Origin of the sequence: Allobosea vaviloviae (assembly GCF_001298265.1) — a bacterium.
In the GTDB taxonomy this organism is placed as follows: Bacteria; Pseudomonadota; Alphaproteobacteria; order Rhizobiales; family Beijerinckiaceae; genus Allobosea; species Allobosea vaviloviae_B.
In genome coordinates, this window is sequence record NZ_LGSZ01000040.1 from 26,599 (window position 1) to 46,253 (window position 19,655).

Annotated in this window: 15 protein-coding genes; 1 reads left to right on the plus strand and 14 read right to left on the minus strand. The window is 67.0% G+C overall.

The window, feature by feature from the left end:
• Nucleotides 1-55: 55 nt before the first annotated feature.
• From AE618_RS11750 to xdhA, 8 genes are all read right to left on the minus strand, one after another.
• Nucleotides 56-1,225 carry an ABC transporter substrate-binding protein gene (locus AE618_RS11750; protein ID WP_054209259.1) on the minus strand — a complete coding sequence of 390 codons (1,170 nt, stop codon included), beginning with the start codon at nucleotides 1,223-1,225 and terminating at the stop codon, nucleotides 56-58.
• 252 nt (nucleotides 1,226-1,477) lie between these two features.
• On the minus strand, nucleotides 1,478-2,560 hold the full coding sequence (locus AE618_RS11755; RefSeq protein ID WP_054209260.1) for a BMP family ABC transporter substrate-binding protein: 1,083 nt from the start codon (nucleotides 2,558-2,560) through the stop codon (nucleotides 1,478-1,480).
• 30 nt (nucleotides 2,561-2,590) lie between these two features.
• Entirely contained in the window at nucleotides 2,591-3,514 is a 924-nt protein-coding gene (locus tag AE618_RS11760) for an ABC transporter permease (RefSeq protein ID WP_054209261.1), read from the minus strand.
• A 169-nt stretch (nucleotides 3,515-3,683) separates the two neighbouring features.
• Entirely contained in the window at nucleotides 3,684-4,748 is a 1,065-nt protein-coding gene (locus AE618_RS11765; protein ID WP_082365236.1) for an ABC transporter permease, read from the minus strand.
• Nucleotides 4,741-6,297 (minus strand): ABC transporter ATP-binding protein, encoded by a 1,557-nt coding sequence (locus AE618_RS11770; protein WP_054209262.1) that lies wholly within the window; start codon nucleotides 6,295-6,297, stop codon nucleotides 4,741-4,743. Before AE618_RS11770 ends, AE618_RS11765 begins: the two co-directional genes overlap by 8 nt.
• Entirely contained in the window at nucleotides 6,281-7,135 is an 855-nt protein-coding gene (gene xdhC / locus AE618_RS11775) for a xanthine dehydrogenase accessory protein XdhC (RefSeq protein ID WP_054209263.1), read from the minus strand. The genes AE618_RS11770 and xdhC overlap by 17 nt, the downstream gene beginning before the upstream one ends.
• 229 nt (nucleotides 7,136-7,364) lie before the next feature.
• The gene (xdhB, locus tag AE618_RS11780) at nucleotides 7,365-9,725 is read right to left on the minus strand and encodes a xanthine dehydrogenase molybdopterin binding subunit (RefSeq protein WP_054209264.1); all 2,361 of its coding nucleotides are present in this window, start codon (nucleotides 9,723-9,725) and stop codon (nucleotides 7,365-7,367) included.
• Complete coding sequence (gene xdhA, locus AE618_RS11785; protein ID WP_082365237.1) at nucleotides 9,718-11,190, minus strand: xanthine dehydrogenase small subunit; 1,473 nt, start codon at nucleotides 11,188-11,190, stop codon at nucleotides 9,718-9,720. The genes xdhB and xdhA overlap by 8 nt, the downstream gene beginning before the upstream one ends.
• 117 nt (nucleotides 11,191-11,307) lie before the next feature.
• Between xdhA and guaD the strand changes: the two genes are divergently transcribed.
• Complete coding sequence (gene guaD / locus AE618_RS11790; protein ID WP_082365204.1) at nucleotides 11,308-12,633, plus strand: guanine deaminase; 1,326 nt, start codon at nucleotides 11,308-11,310, stop codon at nucleotides 12,631-12,633.
• Nucleotides 12,634-12,692: 59 nt separating this feature from the next.
• Here guaD and AE618_RS11795 read toward each other — a convergent pair whose 3' ends face one another.
• The 6 genes from AE618_RS11795 to AE618_RS11820 form a co-directional block, all read right to left on the minus strand.
• Nucleotides 12,693-13,550, minus strand: a complete 858-nt coding sequence (locus tag AE618_RS11795) for a D-amino-acid transaminase (protein ID WP_054209266.1) — start codon at nucleotides 13,548-13,550, stop codon at nucleotides 12,693-12,695.
• Between the two features lie 119 nt (nucleotides 13,551-13,669).
• The gene (locus tag AE618_RS11800) at nucleotides 13,670-15,274 is read right to left on the minus strand and encodes an ABC transporter ATP-binding protein (RefSeq protein ID WP_248310855.1); all 1,605 of its coding nucleotides are present in this window, start codon (nucleotides 15,272-15,274) and stop codon (nucleotides 13,670-13,672) included.
• A 4-nt stretch (nucleotides 15,275-15,278) separates the two neighbouring features.
• A complete protein-coding gene (locus tag AE618_RS11805; protein ID WP_054209267.1) occupies nucleotides 15,279-15,797 on the minus strand; it encodes a CHAP domain-containing protein in 519 nt (172 codons plus the stop codon).
• 74 nt (nucleotides 15,798-15,871) lie between these two features.
• Nucleotides 15,872-16,996 (minus strand): ABC transporter permease, encoded by a 1,125-nt coding sequence (locus tag AE618_RS11810; RefSeq protein WP_054209547.1) that lies wholly within the window; start codon nucleotides 16,994-16,996, stop codon nucleotides 15,872-15,874.
• Nucleotides 16,997-17,000: 4 nt separating this feature from the next.
• Entirely contained in the window at nucleotides 17,001-17,921 is a 921-nt protein-coding gene (locus tag AE618_RS11815) for an ABC transporter permease subunit (protein WP_054209268.1), read from the minus strand.
• 124 nt (nucleotides 17,922-18,045) lie between these two features.
• Nucleotides 18,046-19,647 carry a peptide ABC transporter substrate-binding protein gene (locus AE618_RS11820; RefSeq protein ID WP_054209269.1) on the minus strand — a complete coding sequence of 534 codons (1,602 nt, stop codon included), beginning with the start codon at nucleotides 19,645-19,647 and terminating at the stop codon, nucleotides 18,046-18,048.
• Nucleotides 19,648-19,655: the final 8 nt, after the last annotated feature.

The window sequence follows — 19,655 nt, forward strand, 5'->3', positions numbered from 1 at the left end:
CAGGAAAGAGATTCTCGGGTCTGCGCTGCGCTTCGCCCGAGAATGACGAAGAGGCTCACTTCAGCGCGCAATCCTTCGCGTGCGGATCGGCGTAGTCCGTGAACACCTTCTGGGCGATCTCGGTCTGGAACTTGCCGTCGGCGCGCTTGGCGACCTTGACCAGGTAGAAGTCCTGGATCGGGAAGCCGTTGGTGTTGAATTTGAACTTGCCGCGCAGCGAGGCGAAGTCGGCCTTCTTGATCGCGGCCCGCAGCTTGTCCTTGTCGCCGGTGCCGCCGGCGGCCTTGACGGCCGAATCGATCAGCATGGCGGCGTCATAGGCCTGCATCGCGTAGGAGCCGGGCACGATCTTGTAGGCAGCCTCATAGGCGCTGACGAAGGCCTTGGTCTGCGGGTTGTCCATGTTGGGGGCCCAGGTCATGCCGCCGAACAGGCCGACTGCCGCATCCTGCTGCGCCGGCAGGGTCGATTCATCGACCGTGAAGGCGGACAGGAACGGGATCTTGCCCTGGAGGCCGGCCTGCGACCACTGCTTGACGAAGTTGACGCCGAGCCCGCCGGGCAGGAAGGCGAAGACCACGTCGGGCTTGGTCGAGGCGATCTTGGCGAGATCGGAGGCGAAGTCCATCGAGGTCAGCGGCGCATAGACCTCATCGACGATCTCGCCCTTGAAATAGGCCTTGAAGCCGGCGAGCGAGTCTTTACCGGCCTGGTAGTTCGGCGCGATGATATAGGCGCGCTTGAAGCCTTGGTCCTGCGCGTACTTGCCCAGCACCTCATGGACCTGGTCGTTCTGGTAGGATGTGACGAAGAAGTTCTGGTTGCAGCCCTTGCCGGCCATGGTCGAGGGGCCGGCATTGGGCGAGATCAGGAACGCGCCGGAATCGAGCACCGGCTTGGCGATGGCGCCGAGGATGTTGGAGAACACCGGGCCGACCACGAAATCGACCTTGCCGCCCTCGACGAAGCTGCGGACCTTGCCGACCGCGACATCGGGCTTCAGTTCGTCGTCGATCACGGTGATCTGGACCGGCACGCCGCCGAGCTTGCCGCCGTTCTTGTCGACCGCGAGCTGGAAGCCGTCGCGGACCTGCTGGCCGAGCGCGGCGGCGGGGCCGGTCAGCACGGAGACGACGCCGATCTTGAGCGGCTCCTGCGCCTGCGCGCTGGCGATGCCCAGCGCCAGAAGACCGGCACCGAGCGAGAGCGAGAGCTTGAGTGTCATGTCGGATGTCCTCCCGGGACGAACGAGAAAGCAACGGCGCGACAGGGGTCCCTCAACCCTCGTTGCCACGCGATGAGGGCATATTGTTTCAAGCTTAAAATATCTGCAAGGGGGGCTCTGCAAGAATGTTGGGCGGTGCGCAAAGAGCGTCATTCTCGGGCGTAGCGAAGCGCAGACCCGAGAATCTCATGCCCAGTGAGCGCTGGTTTCCGAGATGGTCGGGTCAAGCCCGACCATGACGCTCCCTGATCCTCACGCCTGCACGCCCTCGACATACCAATCCATCTTGGACAGCATCTCGTCGGAAGCCTTCTCGCCCGCCTTGACGCGAACCTCGCCCTTGAGGTCCTTGAGCTCGCCGGTGAAGGGGTGGAGCGTTCCCGCGACGATGCCTTTCGTGACTTCGTCGGCGGCGGCGCGCGCGGCCGGTGTCACGGCGTCGTTGTAGGGTGCGATCTTGACCATGCCGTCCTTGATGCCGCCCCAGACGTCGCCGGATTTCCAGCTGCCGTCCATCGCCTCCTTGACGCGCTTGACGTAGTAGCCGGACCAGTCGTCGACGATCGCCGAGAGATGCGCCTTGGGCGCGAAGGCCTTCATGTCGGAGGCCTGGCCGAAGGCGAAGACGCCGCGCTGCTCGGCGGCCTGCAGGGCAGCGGCGGAGTCGGTGTGCTGGGTGATCATGTCGGCGCCCTGGTCGATCAGCGCCTTGGCGGCGTCGGCCTCCTTCGCCGGGTCGTACCAGGTCGAGGCCCAGATCACCTTGGTCTTGAAGTTGGGGTTCACCTTGCGCGCGGCCAGCGTGAAGGCGTTGATGCCCATCACCACCTCGGGGATCGGGAAGGAGGCGATGTAGCCGGCCTGGCCTGACTTCGACATATGCCCGGCGATCGTGCCGATCACGGCGCGACCTTCATAGAAGCGGGCATTGTAGGTCGCGACGTTCTCGGCTCGCTGATAGCCGGTGGCGTGCTCGAAATGGATCTTCGGGAACTGCTTGGCGACCTGGATGGTCGGGTTCATGAAGCCGAACGAGGTCGTGAAGATGATCTTGTTGCCGGCCTGGGCGAGCTGGCGGATGGCGCGCGCGGCGTCCGGCCCCTCGGCGACGTTCTCGATGAAGCTCGTCTTGATCTTTGCGCCGAACTCCTTCTCCAGCGCCAGGCGGCCCTGGTCATGCGTCCAGGTCCAGCCATGGTCGCCGACCGGGCCGACATAGATGAAGCCGACGCCGAGCGGCGCCTGGGCGCGGGCGCCGCTGCCGATCAGCGGCAGGGTCGCGGCCGAGGCGCCAGCGCCGAAGTTGAACCGGCGGCGCGTGATGATCGAGGTCATGATCCTGGTCTCCCGTTGTGGTTGGCGGCGTCAGGACGCCGAGAAAGGCTTGCCGAGACAGGCCGGCGCATCGAGCCGGCCCGTCTTTCGGCCCAGCGACATCATGGTCAGAACCGCGATTGTCGCAAGATAGGGCGTCATCGCCAGGAGTTCGGGGGCGAGCCAGGTGATGCCGGCCGCCTTCGCCTGCAGCTCTAGCGTCATCACCGCACCAAACAGATAGGCTCCCAGCAGCAGCCGCCCGGGCTTCCAGGCGGCGAAAACGACCAGCGCCAGCGCGATCCAGCCGCGGCCCGCCGTGAGCCGGTCAGCCCACATCGGCGTCAGTGCCAGCGAGAAATAAGCACCGCCCAGCCCCGCCAACGCACCGCCGAAGGCGATCGCGCCATAGCGGATCGCGATGACGCGATAGCCGATCGCATGGGCCGAGGCGTCGTTCTCGCCGACCGCGCGCAGGATCAGCCCCGCCCGCGTCTTGCGCAGGAACAGGCTGACGCCGAGAACGAGCGCCAGCGAGAGATAGACCACGATGTCGTGGCCGAAGACGGCGCGCAGCAGCGGATGCTCCGAGAGTGTGGCGGGAAACACCGGCCCGAGCCGCGTGATGGTACGCCCGACGAAGCCCGCGCCGATCAGCGAGGAGGCGCCGATGCCGAAGATCGTCAGCGCCAGCCCCGTCGCGACCTGGTTGGCGGTCAGCGACAGCGTCAGCACGGCGAACACCATGGCGGTGGCGATGCCGGCGGCGCAGGCCGCGACGAGACCTAGGCCCGTGCTGCCGGTGCTGAACGCGACCGCAAAGCCCGCGACCGCCCCGCACAGCATCATCCCCTCGACGCCGAGATTGAGGACGCCGGATTTCTCGACGACGAGTTCCCCCAGCGCCGCCAACAGGATCGGCGTCGAGGCGGCAATGAGCGTCATCAGGATCGAGACGAGGATGGCGGAGGTCATAGCGCCATCCCTGTCATTCCAGGGCGCGCCGAAGGCGCGAACCCGGAACCCACGACCGGGTGACGGCGCGAGCTGGCGACAGGCCTGGCCGAAAGGTCTCGCCCAGTCGTGGGTTCCGGGTTCTTCGCTGCGCGAAGCCCCGGAATGACAGCGGTGAGTGTCCGAAGCCTCATGCCGCCCGCACCTTCCAGCCGATCCGGTACTTGACCAGCACATCCGTCGCGAGCAGCACGAACAGCAGCAGCGCCTGGAACATGCCGGTGGCCGCCTGCGGCAGCCGCACCGTAGTCTGGGCGATCTCGCCGCCGACATAGGTCGCCGCCAGCACGACGCCTCCGAAAACAATGCCGAGCGGGTTCAACCGTCCAAGGAACGCGACGATGATCGCGGTGAAGCCGTAGCCTGTGGGGAATTGCGGCGTGAGCTGGCCGAAGGGGCCGGCCGCCTCGAACAGCCCCGCAAGTCCGGCAAGCCCGCCCCCCGCCAGGAGTGTCGCCCAGGTTACCTGGTCGGCACTGAAGCCGCCATGGCGCGCGGCCGCCGGTGCGAGGCCGACGACCTTCACCGCATAGCCGGCCATGGTCTTCTCCATCAGGAGCCAGGCGAAAAGCGCGATGATGACCGCGACGGGAATGCCGAGATGGACGAGCGAGCCCTCCATCATCGCAGGCAGCGTCTGGTCGGCGGTGAACATCCGCGTCTGCGGGAAATTGAAGCCGTCGGGGTCCTTCCAAGGGCCGCGCACGAGGTAGTACAGGCCCTGCACTGCGACATAGGTCAGCATCAGGCTGGTCAGGATCTCGCTGACCTGCAGTTTCACCCGCAGGAAAGCGGGGATCGCCGCCCAAGCCATGCCGCCGAGGATGCCGGCGACCGCCATGGCTGGCAGGATCCACCAACCGGTCATCTCGTAGGTCGCGAGCGCCACGCCGGTGCCGGCGATCGCGCCCATGATGTATTGCCCCTCGGCGCCGATGTTCCAGACATTGGCGCGGAAGCCGATGGCCAAGCCCAGCGCGATGATGACCAGCGGCGCAGCCTTGACGCCGAGATCGGGCCAGCGCTGCGGCTCGAGGAACGGAGTCAGGAAGATGTCGCGCACGGCATGGAAGCCGTCATAGCCCATCGCCGTGAAGACGATCATGCCGATCAGCATGGTCAGCCCGACCGCGATCAGCGGGCTCGCATAGAGCATCGCGGTGCTCGGTTCGCGGCGGCGGCGCCATTCAAGCATGCGCCGGTTCTCCATGAGCGCTTTCGCCATGCACGCCGCCCATCATCAGCCCGATCTCGTCGATGCCGAGCTCGGCCACGGCGCGCGGCGCCGACAAGCGCCCCTCGTTGATAACGCAGAGCCGGTCGGCGAGCTCCAGCAACTCGTCGAGGTCCTGCGAGATCACCACCACGGCCGAGCCCTTGGCGGCGAGGTCGACCAGCTCTTGCCGGATCGCGGCAGCGGCGCCCGCGTCGACGCCCCAGGTCGGCTGGCAGACGATGAGCACGCCGGGCTGCTGGCCGATCTCGCGCCCCATGATGAACTTTTGCAGATTGCCGCCCGAGAGCGAGCGCGCCAGCGCCGCCGTGCCGGTGGTGCGGACATCGAAGCGCTTGATCACGGAATCGGCGAAGTTCCTGACGTGGCCGGTGCTGATGATGCCGAGAGGGGTCAGCGGCATGCGGTGGCGCACTGTGAGGATGCTGTTGTCGGCGAGCGAGAAATCCGGCACGGCGGCATGGCCGTTGCGCTCCTCGGGCACGCAGGCGAGCCCGAGTGCCCGGCGCGGGCCGGCGCTAATCGTGCCGATCGGCTTGCCGTCGAGCGTGATCGCGTCGCGGCGTGTCGCGGGCCGCTCGCCCGACAGCGCGGTCAGAAGCTCCGACTGGCCGTTGCCGGCGACGCCCGCGATGCCGAGGATCTCGCCGGCCCGCGCCTCGAAGCTCACGCCCTCGAGATCGGTGCCGAAGGGCGGCTCGCCGGCCAGCGTCAGCCCGGAGACCGAAAGCCGCACGGCCCCGGCGCCGTTGCTGGCGCCATGGACGATCTGGCGCAGTTCGGCACCGATCATCAGCTCCGCCATGCGCTTGGTCGTCTCGACCTTGGGATCGCAGGTCGCGACGACCTTGCCCCCGCGCAGGATCGTGGCAGCTTCGCAGAGGGCTTTGATCTCGTGCAGCTTGTGCGAGATGTAGAGGATCGCGCAGCCTTCGGAGGCGATCTGCCGCAGCGTGAGGAACAGCCTGTCGACCTCCTGTGGGGTCAGCACCGAGGTCGGCTCGTCCATGATCAGGAGCTTCGGCTTCTGGAGCAGGCAGCGCACGATCTCGATGCGCTGGCGCTCGCCGACCGAGAGCGTATGCACCTCGCGTTCCGGATCGAGTGGCAGTGAATAGCTGTCGAGGATGGCAGCGACGCGGGCTTTCAACTCGTCGCGGTCGACCGCCTCGTCGAGGCCGAGCGCGATGTTCTCGATCACGGTCATCGCGTCGAATAGCGAGAAATGCTGGAACACCATGCCGATGCCGAGGCGACGCGCGGCCTTGGGCGAGGGGATCGCGACGGTTTCGCCATTCCAGGCGATGGTCCCGGTGTCGGCCTGCTGTACGCCGTAGATGATCTTGACCAGCGTCGACTTGCCGGCGCCGTTCTCGCCCAGCAAGGCGTGGATTTCGCCTGGCCGGACGGAGAGGCTGATGTCCTCGTTCGCCTTCACGCCGGGAAAGCTCTTCGAGATGTGCGACAGGGCCAGCCGCGGGCGAACCGTCTGGTCAGGCGGCTGCGTCATGACCTGCTCTTTCCCCCATCCCGGCGTTGTCGGAAACTCCTGATCCGCCAAGCAAACTCCGCACCAGCTCGGCCGCCGTCAAGGCCGCGATCACCTCGGGGCGCTTGTCGGCGACATCGCCGCCGCCGATCGGGCAGGTCAGGCGTGCAAGAACCTCGCTCCGGCCGCCGGCGCGCAGGAAGCCGGCTTGGAAACGCGCGCGCTTGGTCGCGGAGCCGATCATCCCGACATAGGCCGCGTCGCCGCGCGCCAGCGCCGCTTCCGCCAAACGATAATCCAGCGCGTGGCTATGGCTGAGGATCACGAAGGCGCAGCCGGCCCGGGCGGTATCGACGGCTGCGACCGGGTCGCCCATGCGGATGCAGGTGATCGCGGCCGGCAGGCCATCCATGGCCCCGTCACGGTCGTCGATCAGCGTCGTCGCGAAGGGCAGGGGGGCGAGCGCCTGCGCCAGCGCGCGGCCGGTATGCCCGGCGCCGAAGATGAGGATGGCTGGGCGGGACGCGGTTTCAGCCTTCTCATGGGCGATAAGCATGGCGAGATCGGCCGCCGCCGCGCGCTTCAGCGAGACGGTCACCCGCCCGCCGCAGCATTGCCCCATCTGCGGGCCGAGCGGGATGTCGAGGCTGCGTTCGCGCTCGCCGCTCGCGAGCATCTGGCGGGCGATGTCGATGCAGTGGAATTCGAGCTGCCCGCCGCCGATGGTTCCCGCCGTGGCGCCGTGGCTGACGGCCATCGTCGCACCGACCTCGCGGGGAGTGGAGCCGGCGGCGCGGGTGAGGGTGACGAGGATGGCGCCGGGGCGGAGGTGCTCGGAGAGGAAGGGGGGGAGGCTCATGCGGAGCCTGCGCTTCTGAGAGGAAGGCGCGGGGAACCCCTCTCCTGTAAGGAGAGGGGCAGGGGTGAGGTGTCGGCCCCTGGACCAGCGAGGCGAAGGCCTTTCGGCAAAACAGCGGTGAGGTTGCGGCCGAAACATCCAACGGCCGACCCCTCACCCTGCCCTCTCCCTACGGGAGAGGGTTCCCCGCGCTGGGTTCGCGTCGGCTTGGAACGCAGAGGAGACGCGCTCACAGCCCCGCCTCCGCCCGCACCCGTTCCACCGCCGCGAGCACCCGCTCGGGCGTCGCGGGCGTATCGAGCCTCGGACAGACCTTATGCCCGCCGACGCTCGCCACCGCGTCCGACAAGGCATGCAGCACCGAGATCGCCAGCATCAGCGGCGGCTCGCCCACCGCCTTGGAGCGATGGATCGTCGGCTCGCGGTTGGGCGCATCCTCCAGCAGCGCGACGTTGAAGATGCGTGGCCGGTCGGAGGCGACCGGGATCTTGTAGGTCGAGGGGGCGTGCGTCCGCAGCCGCCCTTTCTCGTCCCAGACCAGCTCCTCGGTGGTGAGCCAGCCCATGCCCTGGACGAAGCCGCCCTCGATCTGGCCTTTGTCGATCGCCGGGTTCAGCGACTGACCGCAGTCATGGAGGATATCGACCCGCTCGACCCTGTATTCCCCGGTCAGCGTGTCGATCGCGACCTCGGCCGCCGCGGCTCCATAGGCGAAATAATAAAACGGATGACCGCGCCCGGCCTTGCGGTCCCAATGGATTTTTGGCGTCGCGTAGAAGCCCGTCGCCGAAAGCTGGACCCGCCCCATATAGGCGGCGCCGACCAGCTCGCGAAAGCCGATCTCCTCCGCTCCGACACGGACCCGGCCCGGCAGGAAAGCGATGTCAGCGGGCAGCACATTCCATTTCGCCGCCGCAAAAGCGACGAGCCTTGCCTTGATCGTCTCGCAGGCGTCGAGCGCCGCCATGCCGTTGAGATCGGAGCCCGAAGAGGCGGCGGTGGCTGAGGTGTTGGGCACCTTTCCCGTCGTCGTCGCGGTGATCTTGACCTGCTCGAGCCCGATGCCGAAGGCCTGCGCCACCACCTGCGCCACCTTGACGTAGAGCCCCTGGCCCATCTCCGTGCCGCCATGGTTCAGCATGACGGTGCCGTCGGTGTAGACATGCACCAGCGCGCCGGCCTGATTGTACCAGGTCGCCGTGAAGGAGATCCCGAACTTGACCGGCGTCAGCGCGATGCCGCGCTTGACGATCGGGCTTTCGGCATTGGCCTCGCGGATCGCCGCTTGCCGCTCGCGGTAGTCGCAGGAGCGTTCCAGCCGGGCGATCACCTCGCCGGCGATATTGTCCTCGACGGTCTGGTGATAGGGCGTGAGATCGCGCCCAATCCCTTCACCGGCTGAATTGCCGCCATAGAGGTTGCGCTTGCGGACCTCCAGCGGATCGAGCCCGGTCGCGAAGGCGACCTCCTCGATGAAGCGCTCGGCCCCGACCATGCCCTGCGGCCCGCCGAAGCCGCGGAAGGCAGTGTTGGACACGGTGTTCGTGAGCAAGGGCTCCGAACGGCCGCGCACCGCCGGGTAGAAATAGCAGTTGTCCATGTGGAACAGGGCGCGGTCCGTCACCGGCCCCGACAGATCGGCGTTCCAGCCGCAGCGCGCCGCATAGACGGCATCGACGGCGTGGATGCGGCCCTCGTCGTCGAAGCCGATCTCGTAGTCGCAGATAAAGTCATGGCGCTTGCCGGTGATGGCCATGTCGTCGTCGCGGTCCGGCCGCAGCTTCACCGGGCGCTTGAGCTTGCGGGCGGCGAGCGCGGCGACGCAGGCGAAGAGGTTCGATTGCGTTTCCTTTCCGCCGAAACCGCCGCCCATGCGCCGAACCTCGACGGTGACCGCATGCGAGCCGACGCCGAGAACCTGCGCCACCATGTGCTGCACTTCGCTCGGATGCTGCGTCGAGGAGAAGACATGCATGTCCTCCTCCTCGCCGGGGATGGCGAGCGCGATCTGGCTTTCCAGGTAGAAATGCTCCTGCCCGCCGATCGTCATCGAGCCGGTGAGCCGGCGCGGGCTTGCGGCGAGCCCGGCCGCGACATCGCCGCGCTCCAGCTTGAGCGGGTCTGTGACGAGCGCACCGCCGGCCGCGCGTGCGGATGCGACGTCGATGACCGGAGCGGCTTCGTCATAGACCCCCTTCGCCAGCGCCGCCGCACGCCGCGCCGCCTCCCGCGTCATGGCCACCACCGCGAAGAGCGGCTGGCGATGGTGCAGGATCGTCTGCGTCGCGAAGACCGGCTCGTCATGCCGATGCGTCGAGGAGATGTCGTTGGCGCCGGGGATGTCGGCCGCCGTCAGCACCGCGACCACGCCAGGCGCGGCGCGCACCGCGTCGAGATCGAGCGAGACCAGCCGGCCATGGGCGATATCGCTGAGGCCGAGACAGGCGTGCAGCAACCCCTCGGGCGCTGCGATGTCGTCGATATAGACGGCTTCGCCCGCGACATGCCGCGCAGCGGAGTCGTGGATGCGCGCAGACCCGACCGTGCCCGTCGCGCTTTGCGGCTCAAGCCGCTTGCGTGCGTCAGCCATGGCTTGCCTCCGCCAGCAGGCCGGCGATACGGGTCTCGACACAAGGCTGCGTGGTCTCGATCAGGAAGCGTCGCAGTAGATTGCCGGCGACGGAGAGGCGATAGCCCGCCGAGGCGCGCATGTCGCTGAGCGGCGTGAAGTCGGCGGGCAGGGCGGCGATGGCGGCGTCCACGGCAGCCTCGTCCCACATCCGGCCGATCAGCGCGGCCTCGGCCACCGCCGCCCGCTTCGGAATGCCGGCCATGCCGCCATAGGCCACACGCGCCTCGGCGATCCGGCCGTCCTCGCCGAGCCGCAGCAGGAAGGCGCCGCAGACGGCCGAGATGTCCTCGTCGAAGCGCTTGCTGATCTTCGAGACATGGAGCAGCGCATCCGGTTCAGGCTTGGGCACGATCACGGCATCGACGAATTCGCCTTCGCGCCTGTCCTGCTTGCGGTAGTCGATGAAGAAGCTCTCCAGCGAAATGCGCCGTTCCTCGTTGCCGCGCCGCAGGACGAGCTTCGCGCCGAGCGCGATCAACACCGGCGGCAGGTCGCCGATCGGCGAGCCGTTGGCGATGTTGCCGCCGATCGTGCCGGCATTGCGGACCTGCTCGCCGCCGAAGCGCCGCATCAACTCGTCGAGCTGCGGGGACAGCGCGGCAAGGGCCGGGCGGACATCCGCATGCGTCGCCATCGCGCCGATCCGCAGATGGTCGCCCCGGTCTTCGGTCAGTCGCAATGCCTGCACGCGGCCGAGAAAGATGACGGGATCAAGCCGGCGCATGCCCTTCGTCACCCACAAGCCGACATCGGTCGCTCCGGCGACCAGCGTCGCCCGGGGATGGGCGATGACGAGATCGGCCAGCGTCTCGATGGAGGCCGGAGCGATGAACTTGCCCTCCGGCCCACCGAGCGAGAGCGTTTCCGCATCGGTGAGCGCCTGAAGCTGCGCCTGGATTGAGATGCGACGCGTCGCGAAGCCGTCTCGGCTTCCGAGCCGATACATCTGCTGCGCGGCCGCGACGATCGGCTCATAGCCGGTGCAGCGGCAGAGATTCCCGGCCAGTGCATCCTCGATGCGGGAGACGGACGGCGCATCCTCGTTCAGCCAGAGCGCAAACAGCGACATCACGATGCCCGGCGTGCAGAAGCCGCATTGCGAGCCGTGGCAATCGACCATCGCCTGCTGCACCGGATGCAGCGCACCGTCCGCGCCCTTCAGATGCTCGACGGTCAGCAGGTGGCAGCCGTCCAGCGTCGGCAGGAAGCGGATGCAGGCGTTGATCGCCTCGTAGCGCAGGGCGCCATGATCGAGCCGCCCGATCACCACGGTACAGGCGCCGCAATCGCCCTCGGCGCAGCCTTCCTTGCTGCCGGTCATGCGCCTGTCGAGCCGCAGCCAGTCCAGCACCGTCAGGGTCGGATCGCAGGAGGCGATCTCGACCAACTCGTCGCCAAGGACGAAGCGAAGCGTATCACGCATCCCGCCCGCCTCTTCCAGAACCATGCATCATGCCCGCAGATTAGGCATGATCGGCGCTTGGCCGGAAGCTTTGATTTGGTGCAGATGTGATCTGAATTTGAGCCGGAGCACAGCCCCGTGAACGAGAATGCCGTTATTCGCGCCCTGAGGGGGCGTCTTCTCTGGTTCGTGGCCGATCCGCACGATGCAGGCGAGGCCGCCCATCGCTATGTCGAGGACGGGCTCGTCGTCATCGAGGGCGGCGTGATCCGCTCCGTCGGCGAGGCGACGGCTCTGCTGGCGACACTGCCGCTGGACACCGAGATCGTCGACCACCGCCCGCACCTGATCATGCCGGGCTTCATCGACGCGCATCTGCACATGCCGCAGACGCAGGTGATCGCCTCCTATGGCGCTCAGTTGATGGACTGGCTCAATCGCTACACCTTCGTCGAGGAGCAGAAGCTGGCGCAGCAGGGGCACCCGGAAAAGCTCGTCACCTTCCTGCTTGATGAGCTGCTGGCGAACGGCACGACGACGGCGGTGATCTACTGCTCCGTGCATCCGCAATCGGCCGAGGCTCTGTTTCGCGAATCGCAGCGCCGTAACACCCGGATGGTCGCCGGCAAGGTGATGATGGACCGCAACGCTCCGGATGCGCTGACCGATACCGCCGAAAGTGGATATGAAGACTCCAAGGCGCTGATCGAGCGCTGGCATGGCAACGGCCGCCAGCTCTACGCCATCAGCCCACGTTTCGCCGTGACGTCCACGCCGGAGCAGATGACGGCGGCGGGCCGTCTCGCCGCCGAGCATCCCGACTGCCACGTCCAGACCCATATCAACGAGAACAGGGCCGAGATCGCCTTCGCCAACGAACTTTATCCCGAGCCGGGCGACTATGCCGGCATCTACCAGCATTTCGGCCTGCTCGGTCCCAAAAGCCTGCTCGGCCACTGCATCCACATGACCGACCGGGAGTGGCGGTGCTTTGCGGAGACCGGCACGGTCGCCGTGTTCTGCCCGACCTCGAATCTCTTTCTCGGCTCGGGCCTGTTCGACTGGGCGAGGGCACGGGCCGAGGGCGTGCCTGTGGCGGTCGCCACCGATATCGGCGGCGGCACCTCCTATTCGATGCTGCGCACGATGTCGGAGGCCTACAAGGTGCTGCAATTGCAGGGGCAGTCGCTCTCGGCCTTCGCCGCCCTGCACGCGATCACGCTGGGCAATGCGAAAGCGCTCAAGCTCGATCACCTGATTGGTTCGCTGGAGCCGGGCCTTGAGGCCGATCTCGTCGTGCTAGACCCCAAGGCCCAGCGCGCGATGGCGCACAGGCTCGAGACGGCACGCGACCTCGCAGAGGAGCTGTTCGTGCTGGTCACGCTCGGCGACGACCGCAACGTGGTTGCGACCTATGTGATGGGGGAGCGGGTGGTGTCTCCGTCATTCTCGGGCGACGCTTAGCGTCGACCCGAGAACCTCCGGAAAGAGATGCTCGGGTCGAGCCCGAGCATGACGCGCTCTCAGCCCAGCGCGCCGCCCTTCCTGGCGAAATCGACATAGATCTCGCGCAGGCGCAGCGCCGCCGGCCCCGGCGCGCCGTTGTGGATCGTGTGATTGTCGATCGTCGTCACCGGCATCACCAGGCTGGTGGCGGAGGTGATGAAAGCCTCCTCGGCCTCCAGCGCCTCGTCGAGGGTGAAGGCGCGCTCCTCCAGCGTGAAACCGGATTCGTCGAGGAAGGCGAGGACGGCCTTGCGCGTGATGCCCGGCAGCACCTTGTTAGACAGGGGCCGCGTGATCAGCGTCTTGCCCTTGACGATCCAGGCGGTCGAGGACGCGCCTTCGGTGACGACGCCATCCTCGGTCAGCCAGGTTTCCTGCGCGCCGTTTTCCGCCGCGAACTGCTTGGCGAGCACCGGAGCGAGCAGGTTGACGCTCTTGATGTCGCGGCGTGCCCAGCGCAGATCGGGCATCGACACGACCTTGATGCCGGTCTTGACCGTCGGCGCATTCACGAAGTTGCGGGCCTGGGTGAACATCACCAGCGTCGGCTTCACATCCTTCGGGAAGGCGAATTCACGGTCCGACGCACCGCGCGAGACCTGCAGATAGATCCCGCCCTCGTCGAGGTTGTTGCGCTTGATCAGTTCTTCATGGATAGCGACCAGTTCGGCCTTGGACCAGGGCAGAGCAAGCCTGATCTCGCCACAGGAGCGCTCGAGCCGGGTCAGATGTGCCTCGCAATCGACCAGCTTGCCGCCGATCACCGCGGAGACCTCGTAGATGCCGTCGCCGAAGATGAAGCCGCGGTCGAAGATCGAGATGGTGGCGTCTTCTTCCGGCAGATAGCTGCCGTTGACATAGACAATGCGGCTCATCGGATGGGTCTCGTCGCTTCAGGGAGATGGATTGATGTAGCCGACCGTCCTGCGCGAGGCGAGCGCCAAAGCAGGCTTGCGGGGCGGCGCCGCGTGCAACGCGTGTCGCCGGCAACCCGTCACGGCCGCAGCGCGGCGGCCAGCAGCCGCTGCGTGTAGGCGTGCTCGGGCGCTGCGAAGATCGCCTCCGTCGGCCCGTTCTCGACGACGCGCCCCTCCTTCATCACCATGGTCTCGTCGGCCATCGCCCTGACCACGGCAAGGTCGTGGCTGATGAAGAGATAGGACAGGCCGTGACGGGCTTGCAGATCCTTGAGCAGCGCGATGATGCTGGCCTGCACCGTGCGGTCGAGCGCCGAGGTCGGTTCGTCGAGCACGACCAGCGCCGGATGCAGGATCATCGCCCGCGCGATGGCGATGCGCTGGCGCTGGCCGCCGGAGAATTCATGCGGGTAGCGATTGCGCAAAGCGGGATCGAGCCGGACCTCCTCCAGGGCCTGCGCCACACGGATATCGCGCTGCGCCCGCGTCAGGCCGGGCGCATGGACGAGCAGCCCCTCGCCGACGATCTGTCCCACGGTGAGGCGCGGCGAGAGCGAGCCGTAAGGGTCCTGGAACACCGCCTGCAGACTCCGGCGCAGCGGACGCATCGCGGCCCGGTCGAGCGGTTGCAGCGCCCGGTCCTCGAACCGGATCGTGCCGGTCGCAGGCAGGAGCTTCAGCACCGCCTTGCCCAGCGTCGACTTGCCCGAGCCGGACTCGCCGACGATGCCGATGGTCTGCCCGCGCCGCAATGTCAGGTCGACGCCATCGAGCGCATGCAGCACCAGCCTGTCCCGCCCCAGGAAGCCGCGCGACAGCGTGTAGCTGACGCGCAGGTCGCGAGCCTCCAGCAGCACGGGCGCATCGGCCGGCGGCGGCGCCTTGACGCCATGCGGCTCGGCTGCGAGCAGCATCCGCGTATAGGCATGGGCTGGCTGCACGAAGAGTTTGTCCGTCGGGCCGCTTTCGACGATCCGGCCGGCCTGCATCACATGGATGCGGTCGGCATGGCGGCGCACCAGCCCTAGGTCGTGCGTGATCAGAAGCACCGCCATGCCGAGCCGCTGGCGCATCTCGGCGATCAGCTCGAGGATCTCGGCCTGGATGGTGACGTCGAGCGCCGTCGTCGGTTCGTCGGCGATCAGCAGATCGGGATCGTTGGCGAGCGCCATCGCGATCATCACGCGCTGGCGCTGGCCGCCTGAGAGCTCATGCGGATAGGCGTCGATCCGCGCGGCGGGCCGGTCGATCCTGACCAGCCCGAGCAGTTCCAGCGCCCGGGCCCGCGCCGCCCGCCGCGACAGGCTCTGATGCCGGCGCAACGGTGCCGCGATCTGGTTGCCCACCGGGAACAGCGGATCCAGCGCGGTCATTGGCTCCTGGAAGATCATCGCAAGCCGGCTGCCGCGATAGCGGTTGAGCTGCGCCGGCGGCAGGTTGAGCAGCTCCGTGCCGCGATACCGCACCGAGCCGCTGGCCTCGCCGTTCCCAGCGAGCAGGCCCATCGCCGCCATCGCGCTCTGGCTCTTGCCGGAACCGGACTCGCCGACGATGGCCGCGAATTCGCCGGGCGCGATGTCGAGATCGATGCCACGCACCGCCTCGACCACGCCGTCAGGCGTGCGGAAGCGGACTTGGAGATCGCGGACGCAAAGCAGCGCGGCGTGTTCGGCAGGCGCGATCTGTTCAATCCTCGATGATACCGTCCCACCATACGATGATCGAATTTGCCTTGGCTTTCCAGATGCCGGGGCCTGTTTCCTGGATCGCGCTGCCGTTCCGGTCATTGCCGACCGAGCAGTGGACGATGCCGGTCACTCCGTCGATGCCGCTGCCGCCATTGACCTCGACGACGAGGCCCATATGGCCGTCATGCATCCTGTTGTCGCTTCCGAGATAGTCCGGATAGACGAGCATGGCCCCAGGCCGGGGTTTGTTGATTTGTGAGCAATAGCCGACGCTTGCACGGCCATCCGCATGAACCGCGGTGGTTTCGAACCATCCGCCGTTGATCCGGTTGTAGAAGGGGTGGTCGATCTTCCGTGACATCCGGAGGCACCAGGCCAGGAATCCGGAGCAGTCGGTCGCGATCGGCGAATTTGGCCAGCTCGTCGCCTCGATCGGCGGTGCCTTGCCAGGGCTCTTGTACTTGACGTCTTTTTCAAGGGCGGATTTCGCCCGCAGGATGAGCGTACTGGCGTTCACGGGTGCTCTCCGCGTCAGGTTGTGTGTTTCGATAATACAACCATAGCGAGCGTTAACGTCAAGTAAAGCGCCTTTTATCGCTCGGTCGGATCGAGCGCATCGCGCAGGCCGTCGCCGAGGAAGTTGAGCGCAAACAGCGTCGTCACCAGGAAGCCGGCGGGCACGGTGAGCAGCCAGGGCGCGGCCTCGATGGCGCGCGCTCCGTCGGAGATCAGCGCGCCCCAACTCGTCATCGGCTCCTGCACGCCGAGCCCGAGAAACGAGAGGAAGCTTTCGAGCAGGATCACCTTCGGCACCAGCAGCGTGACCTGCACGATCACCGGCCCGAGCGTGTTGGGGATGACGTGGCGGGTCAGGATGCCGCGTGTCGGCACACCCAGCGCCTCTGCCGCCAGCACATAATCGCGCCGCTTGATCGAGAGGGTCTGGCCCCGGACGATGCGGGCCATGTCGAGCCATTCGACGGCCCCGACGGCCAGGAAGACCAGCACGATATTCCGGCCGAGGAAGACCACGAGCAGGATGGCGATGAAGATGAAGGGCAGCGCGTAGAGCACGTCGACGGCGCGCATCATCACCATGTCGATGCGCCCGCCGAGATAGCCGGCGGTCGCGCCATAGGTGACGCCGATGAGAAGCGCGACGGTGGTCGCCAGCAGGCCGATGGAGAGCGAGACGCGGCCCGCCATCAGCGTGCGGGTCAGCAGGTCGCGGCCATTGCCGTCGGTGCCGAACAGGAAGCGCAGGGATTTGACCGGCACCACGACCACAAGCCTGCGGCCGTCATCGCCGCTCTCGACGATGCGGGCCGCACCGAACTGGTCCGAGCGCTCGAAATAGACCAGGAGCCGCGGGTCGATCGGGCGCGGCGCGGTCAGGGCCAAACGCACGATCCCGTTCTCGACGCTGACATCGCCGGCCGTGGCGCGGATGCGCGCCGCGATGCGCGCAACAGCCGCCGGTACGGCCTCCGCGCGCGGGTGGCTGGCGAGACCTGCCGGCAGGCGGACATAGTCCGGATAGACCTTGTCGTAAGGGTGCCCGGTCAGGAGCGGCCCCACGAGGCAGGCCAGCGCGATCAACGCCAGGACCACGAGGCTCGCCACGGCAGCACGGTTGCGGACGAGCCTGCCGCGCGCATCCTGCCAGAGCGAGCGGCCGGGGGCGGGCGGCGGGAGGAGGGCGGCGGCGTCGGTCATCGCCTCAACCCAGCCTGATGCGCGGATCGAGCAGCGCATGCAGCAGATCGACCGCGAGGTTGAAGACCAGCACGAACAGCGCGACGACCACGACCGTTCCCATCACCAGCGTGTAGTCGCGGTTGAGCGCGCCATCGACGAAATAGCGGCCGATCCCGGGAATGCCGAAGATCGTCTCGACCACGACGGAGCCGGTGAGCAGCGTAGCGGCCGCAGGCCCGAGATGGGAGACGATCGGGAGCGCCGCCGCCCGCAGCGCATGCATCGCCACGGTCGTTCCCGACAACCCTTGAGCGTGCAGGGTCCGGATATGGTCGGCGCGCAGCGTCTCGATCATGGCCGCGCGCGTCATCCGCGCGATCACGGCAAGCTGCGGCAAGGCCAGCGTCACGATCGGCAGGATGGTGTTGCGCGTGGCCCCGCCATTCCAGCCGCCGACCGGCAGCCAGGCCAGCATCAGCCCGAAGACGATCTGCAGCACCGGCGCCACGACGAAGCCGGGAATCGTGATGCCCATTGTGGCCAGCCCCATCACGGCGTGGTCGGCAGCGTTGTTGCGGCGCAGCGCCGCCAGCACGCCGAGCGGCGCCCCGACCATGAGAGCGATCGCCAACGCGCTGGCCCCCAGCCGCATCGAGACCGGCAGGCCCTGCTTGAACAGCTCCGCGATCGTGAAATCGCGGAAGAAATAGGACGGCCCGAGATCACCGCGCAGCAGCGCGCCGAGATAGGTCAGGTACTGCTCATGCAGTGGCCGGTCGAGCTGGTAGATGCGGCGCAGATTGGCCATCACGGCGGCATCCAGCGGCCGTTCCAGATCGAACGGGCCGCCCGGCGCCAGCCGCATCAGCAGGAAGGACAGCGTGACGACCAGGAACAGCGTCGGGATCGCACTCAGGAAGCGGCGCAGGATGAAGGGGAGCATCAGTCTGGGCTCGGCTTCAGCGCGTCATGCTCGGGCTCGCCCCGAGCATCTCGTGCGCAGTATCGCGGCCTCTTTCTGACGGAGATGGTCGGGTCAAGCCCGACCATGACGGTCGGTGCAGCGCTCAAGGCCTGAGGCTCACGAACCGCGTCGGGATCGCCCCGCGCAGGTTCTGCTCGAAGCCGGCGAGCTTCGGCGAGACCAGGTTCTTGGTCGAGTAGTACATCACCGGAATCCAGGGCTGCTCGCGGGCGATGATGCTGTCGGCCTCGCGCAGGATGGCGGCGCGTTTGGCGAGATCGGTCTCGTCGGCGGCGAGCTTCATCAGCGCGTCGAATTGCGGGTTGTTGTACTTGCCCGAATTGAAGCCGGTATTGTCGCTCTGGAACAGGAACAGGAAGTTCTGCGGGTCGGAATAGTCGCCGATCCAGCCATACCGGGCCACGTCGAAATCGCCGCCATCGCGCAGATGGGCGAAATGGGTCTTGCCGTCCGTGGTGACGAAGCTGGTCTCGACGCCGATCGCCTTCCACTGCTCGGCCAGGGCGATCGCGGTGTGGCGGTTGTTGTCGGTGGTGTTGTAGCGAAACTCCAGCCGCAGCGGCATGCCTGGCCCGAAGCCGGCCGAGGCGAGAAGCCGCTTGGCCTCGTCCTCCCGGTCGAGCGGCGACGCATTCTTGAAGTCGAGTTCGGCGCGCTCGCCGTAATTGCCGATATGGGGCGGGATCACGCCATAGGCCGGCAGCATGGTGCCGCCCCAGATTTCCTCGGCGATGAACTCCCGGTCGATCGCCAGCGACAGCGCCCGGCGCACGCGCGCATCGTCGAAGGGCTTCTTGGCCGTGTTGAGGATCAGGAAATAGGTGCCGAGATAGGGCGCGACCCTGACCTGGTTGCCGAGCTTCTCGCGCAGAGACTTGATCTGGTCGGCCGGGATATCCGTGGTGAGGTGCAGCTCGCCCGCCTGGAAGCGTCGCGCGGCGGCTGCGAGATCCGACGTCGGATAGTAGATCACCGTGTCGATCTTGACGTTGGCGGCGTCGTGGAAGGCCGGGTTGCGGTCCAGCCGGATATGCGAGTTCGGCACGAATTCCTTCAGCACATAGGCGCCGTTCGAGACCCAGTTCTCCGGCTTGACGAAATCGCGTCCGAATTTTTCGACCGAGGCGCGATGCACCGGCAGCCCGGTCTGATGCGTCAGCAATTCCAGGAAATAGGGCGTCGAGCGTTCCAGCGAGATCTCCAGCGTGCGCGGATCGACCGCCCTGACGCCGAGATCCTCGATCTTCGCCCCATCCGTGCCCTTGTTGATCTTCTCGGCGTTCAGGATGGGATAAAGGATATTGGCGTATTTCGCGCCGGTCTGCGGATCGAGCATCCTTCGCAGCGAGAACACGAAATCCTCGGCCGTCACCGGATCGCTATTGGACCAGCGCGCATTGCTGCGCAGGGAAAAGCGCCAGGTCCTGCCGTCCTCGCTCGTCGTCCAGCTCTCGGCGACGCCGGGGATGACCTCGCCCTTCATGCTGTGGATCACCAGACCTTCCGACAGGTCGCGCAGGAGATGCGCTTCGCCGACCGTCGAGGTTTTGTGGGCATCGAGCGTTTCGGGATCGCCGTCATTGCCGCGGTGGAACACGCCCTGGGCAAGCGCCGTCGCCGCGCCGGAGACAAGCAGCATCGCGGCCAGCACGAGAGGCGCCGCGCGGCGCGTGACGTCGATCATGAACACCT

What these genes read in the sequence shown, in the direction of transcription:
- AE618_RS11820 (WP_054209269.1), bottom strand. Translation starts at nt 19,647, where the DNA reads ATGATCGACGTCACGCGCCGCGCGGCGCCTCTCGTGCTGGCCGCGATG.
- AE618_RS11765 (WP_082365236.1), bottom strand. Translation starts at nt 4,748, where the DNA reads ATGCTTGAATGGCGCCGCCGCCGCGAACCGAGCACCGCGATGCTCTAT.
- AE618_RS11770 (WP_054209262.1), bottom strand. Translation starts at nt 6,297, where the DNA reads ATGACGCAGCCGCCTGACCAGACGGTTCGCCCGCGGCTGGCCCTGTCG.
- AE618_RS11795 (WP_054209266.1), bottom strand. Translation starts at nt 13,550, where the DNA reads ATGAGCCGCATTGTCTATGTCAACGGCAGCTATCTGCCGGAAGAAGAC.
- AE618_RS11810 (WP_054209547.1), bottom strand. Translation starts at nt 16,996, where the DNA reads ATGACCGACGCCGCCGCCCTCCTCCCGCCGCCCGCCCCCGGCCGCTCG.
- AE618_RS11755 (WP_054209260.1), bottom strand. Translation starts at nt 2,560, where the DNA reads ATGACCTCGATCATCACGCGCCGCCGGTTCAACTTCGGCGCTGGCGCC.
- xdhC (WP_054209263.1), bottom strand. Translation starts at nt 7,135, where the DNA reads ATGAGCCTCCCCCCCTTCCTCTCCGAGCACCTCCGCCCCGGCGCCATC.
- AE618_RS11815 (WP_054209268.1), bottom strand. Translation starts at nt 17,921, where the DNA reads ATGCTCCCCTTCATCCTGCGCCGCTTCCTGAGTGCGATCCCGACGCTG.
- xdhA (WP_082365237.1), bottom strand. Translation starts at nt 11,190, where the DNA reads ATGCGTGATACGCTTCGCTTCGTCCTTGGCGACGAGTTGGTCGAGATC.
- xdhB (WP_054209264.1), bottom strand. Translation starts at nt 9,725, where the DNA reads ATGGCTGACGCACGCAAGCGGCTTGAGCCGCAAAGCGCGACGGGCACG.
- AE618_RS11750 (WP_054209259.1), bottom strand. Translation starts at nt 1,225, where the DNA reads ATGACACTCAAGCTCTCGCTCTCGCTCGGTGCCGGTCTTCTGGCGCTG.
- AE618_RS11760 (WP_054209261.1), bottom strand. Translation starts at nt 3,514, where the DNA reads ATGACCTCCGCCATCCTCGTCTCGATCCTGATGACGCTCATTGCCGCC.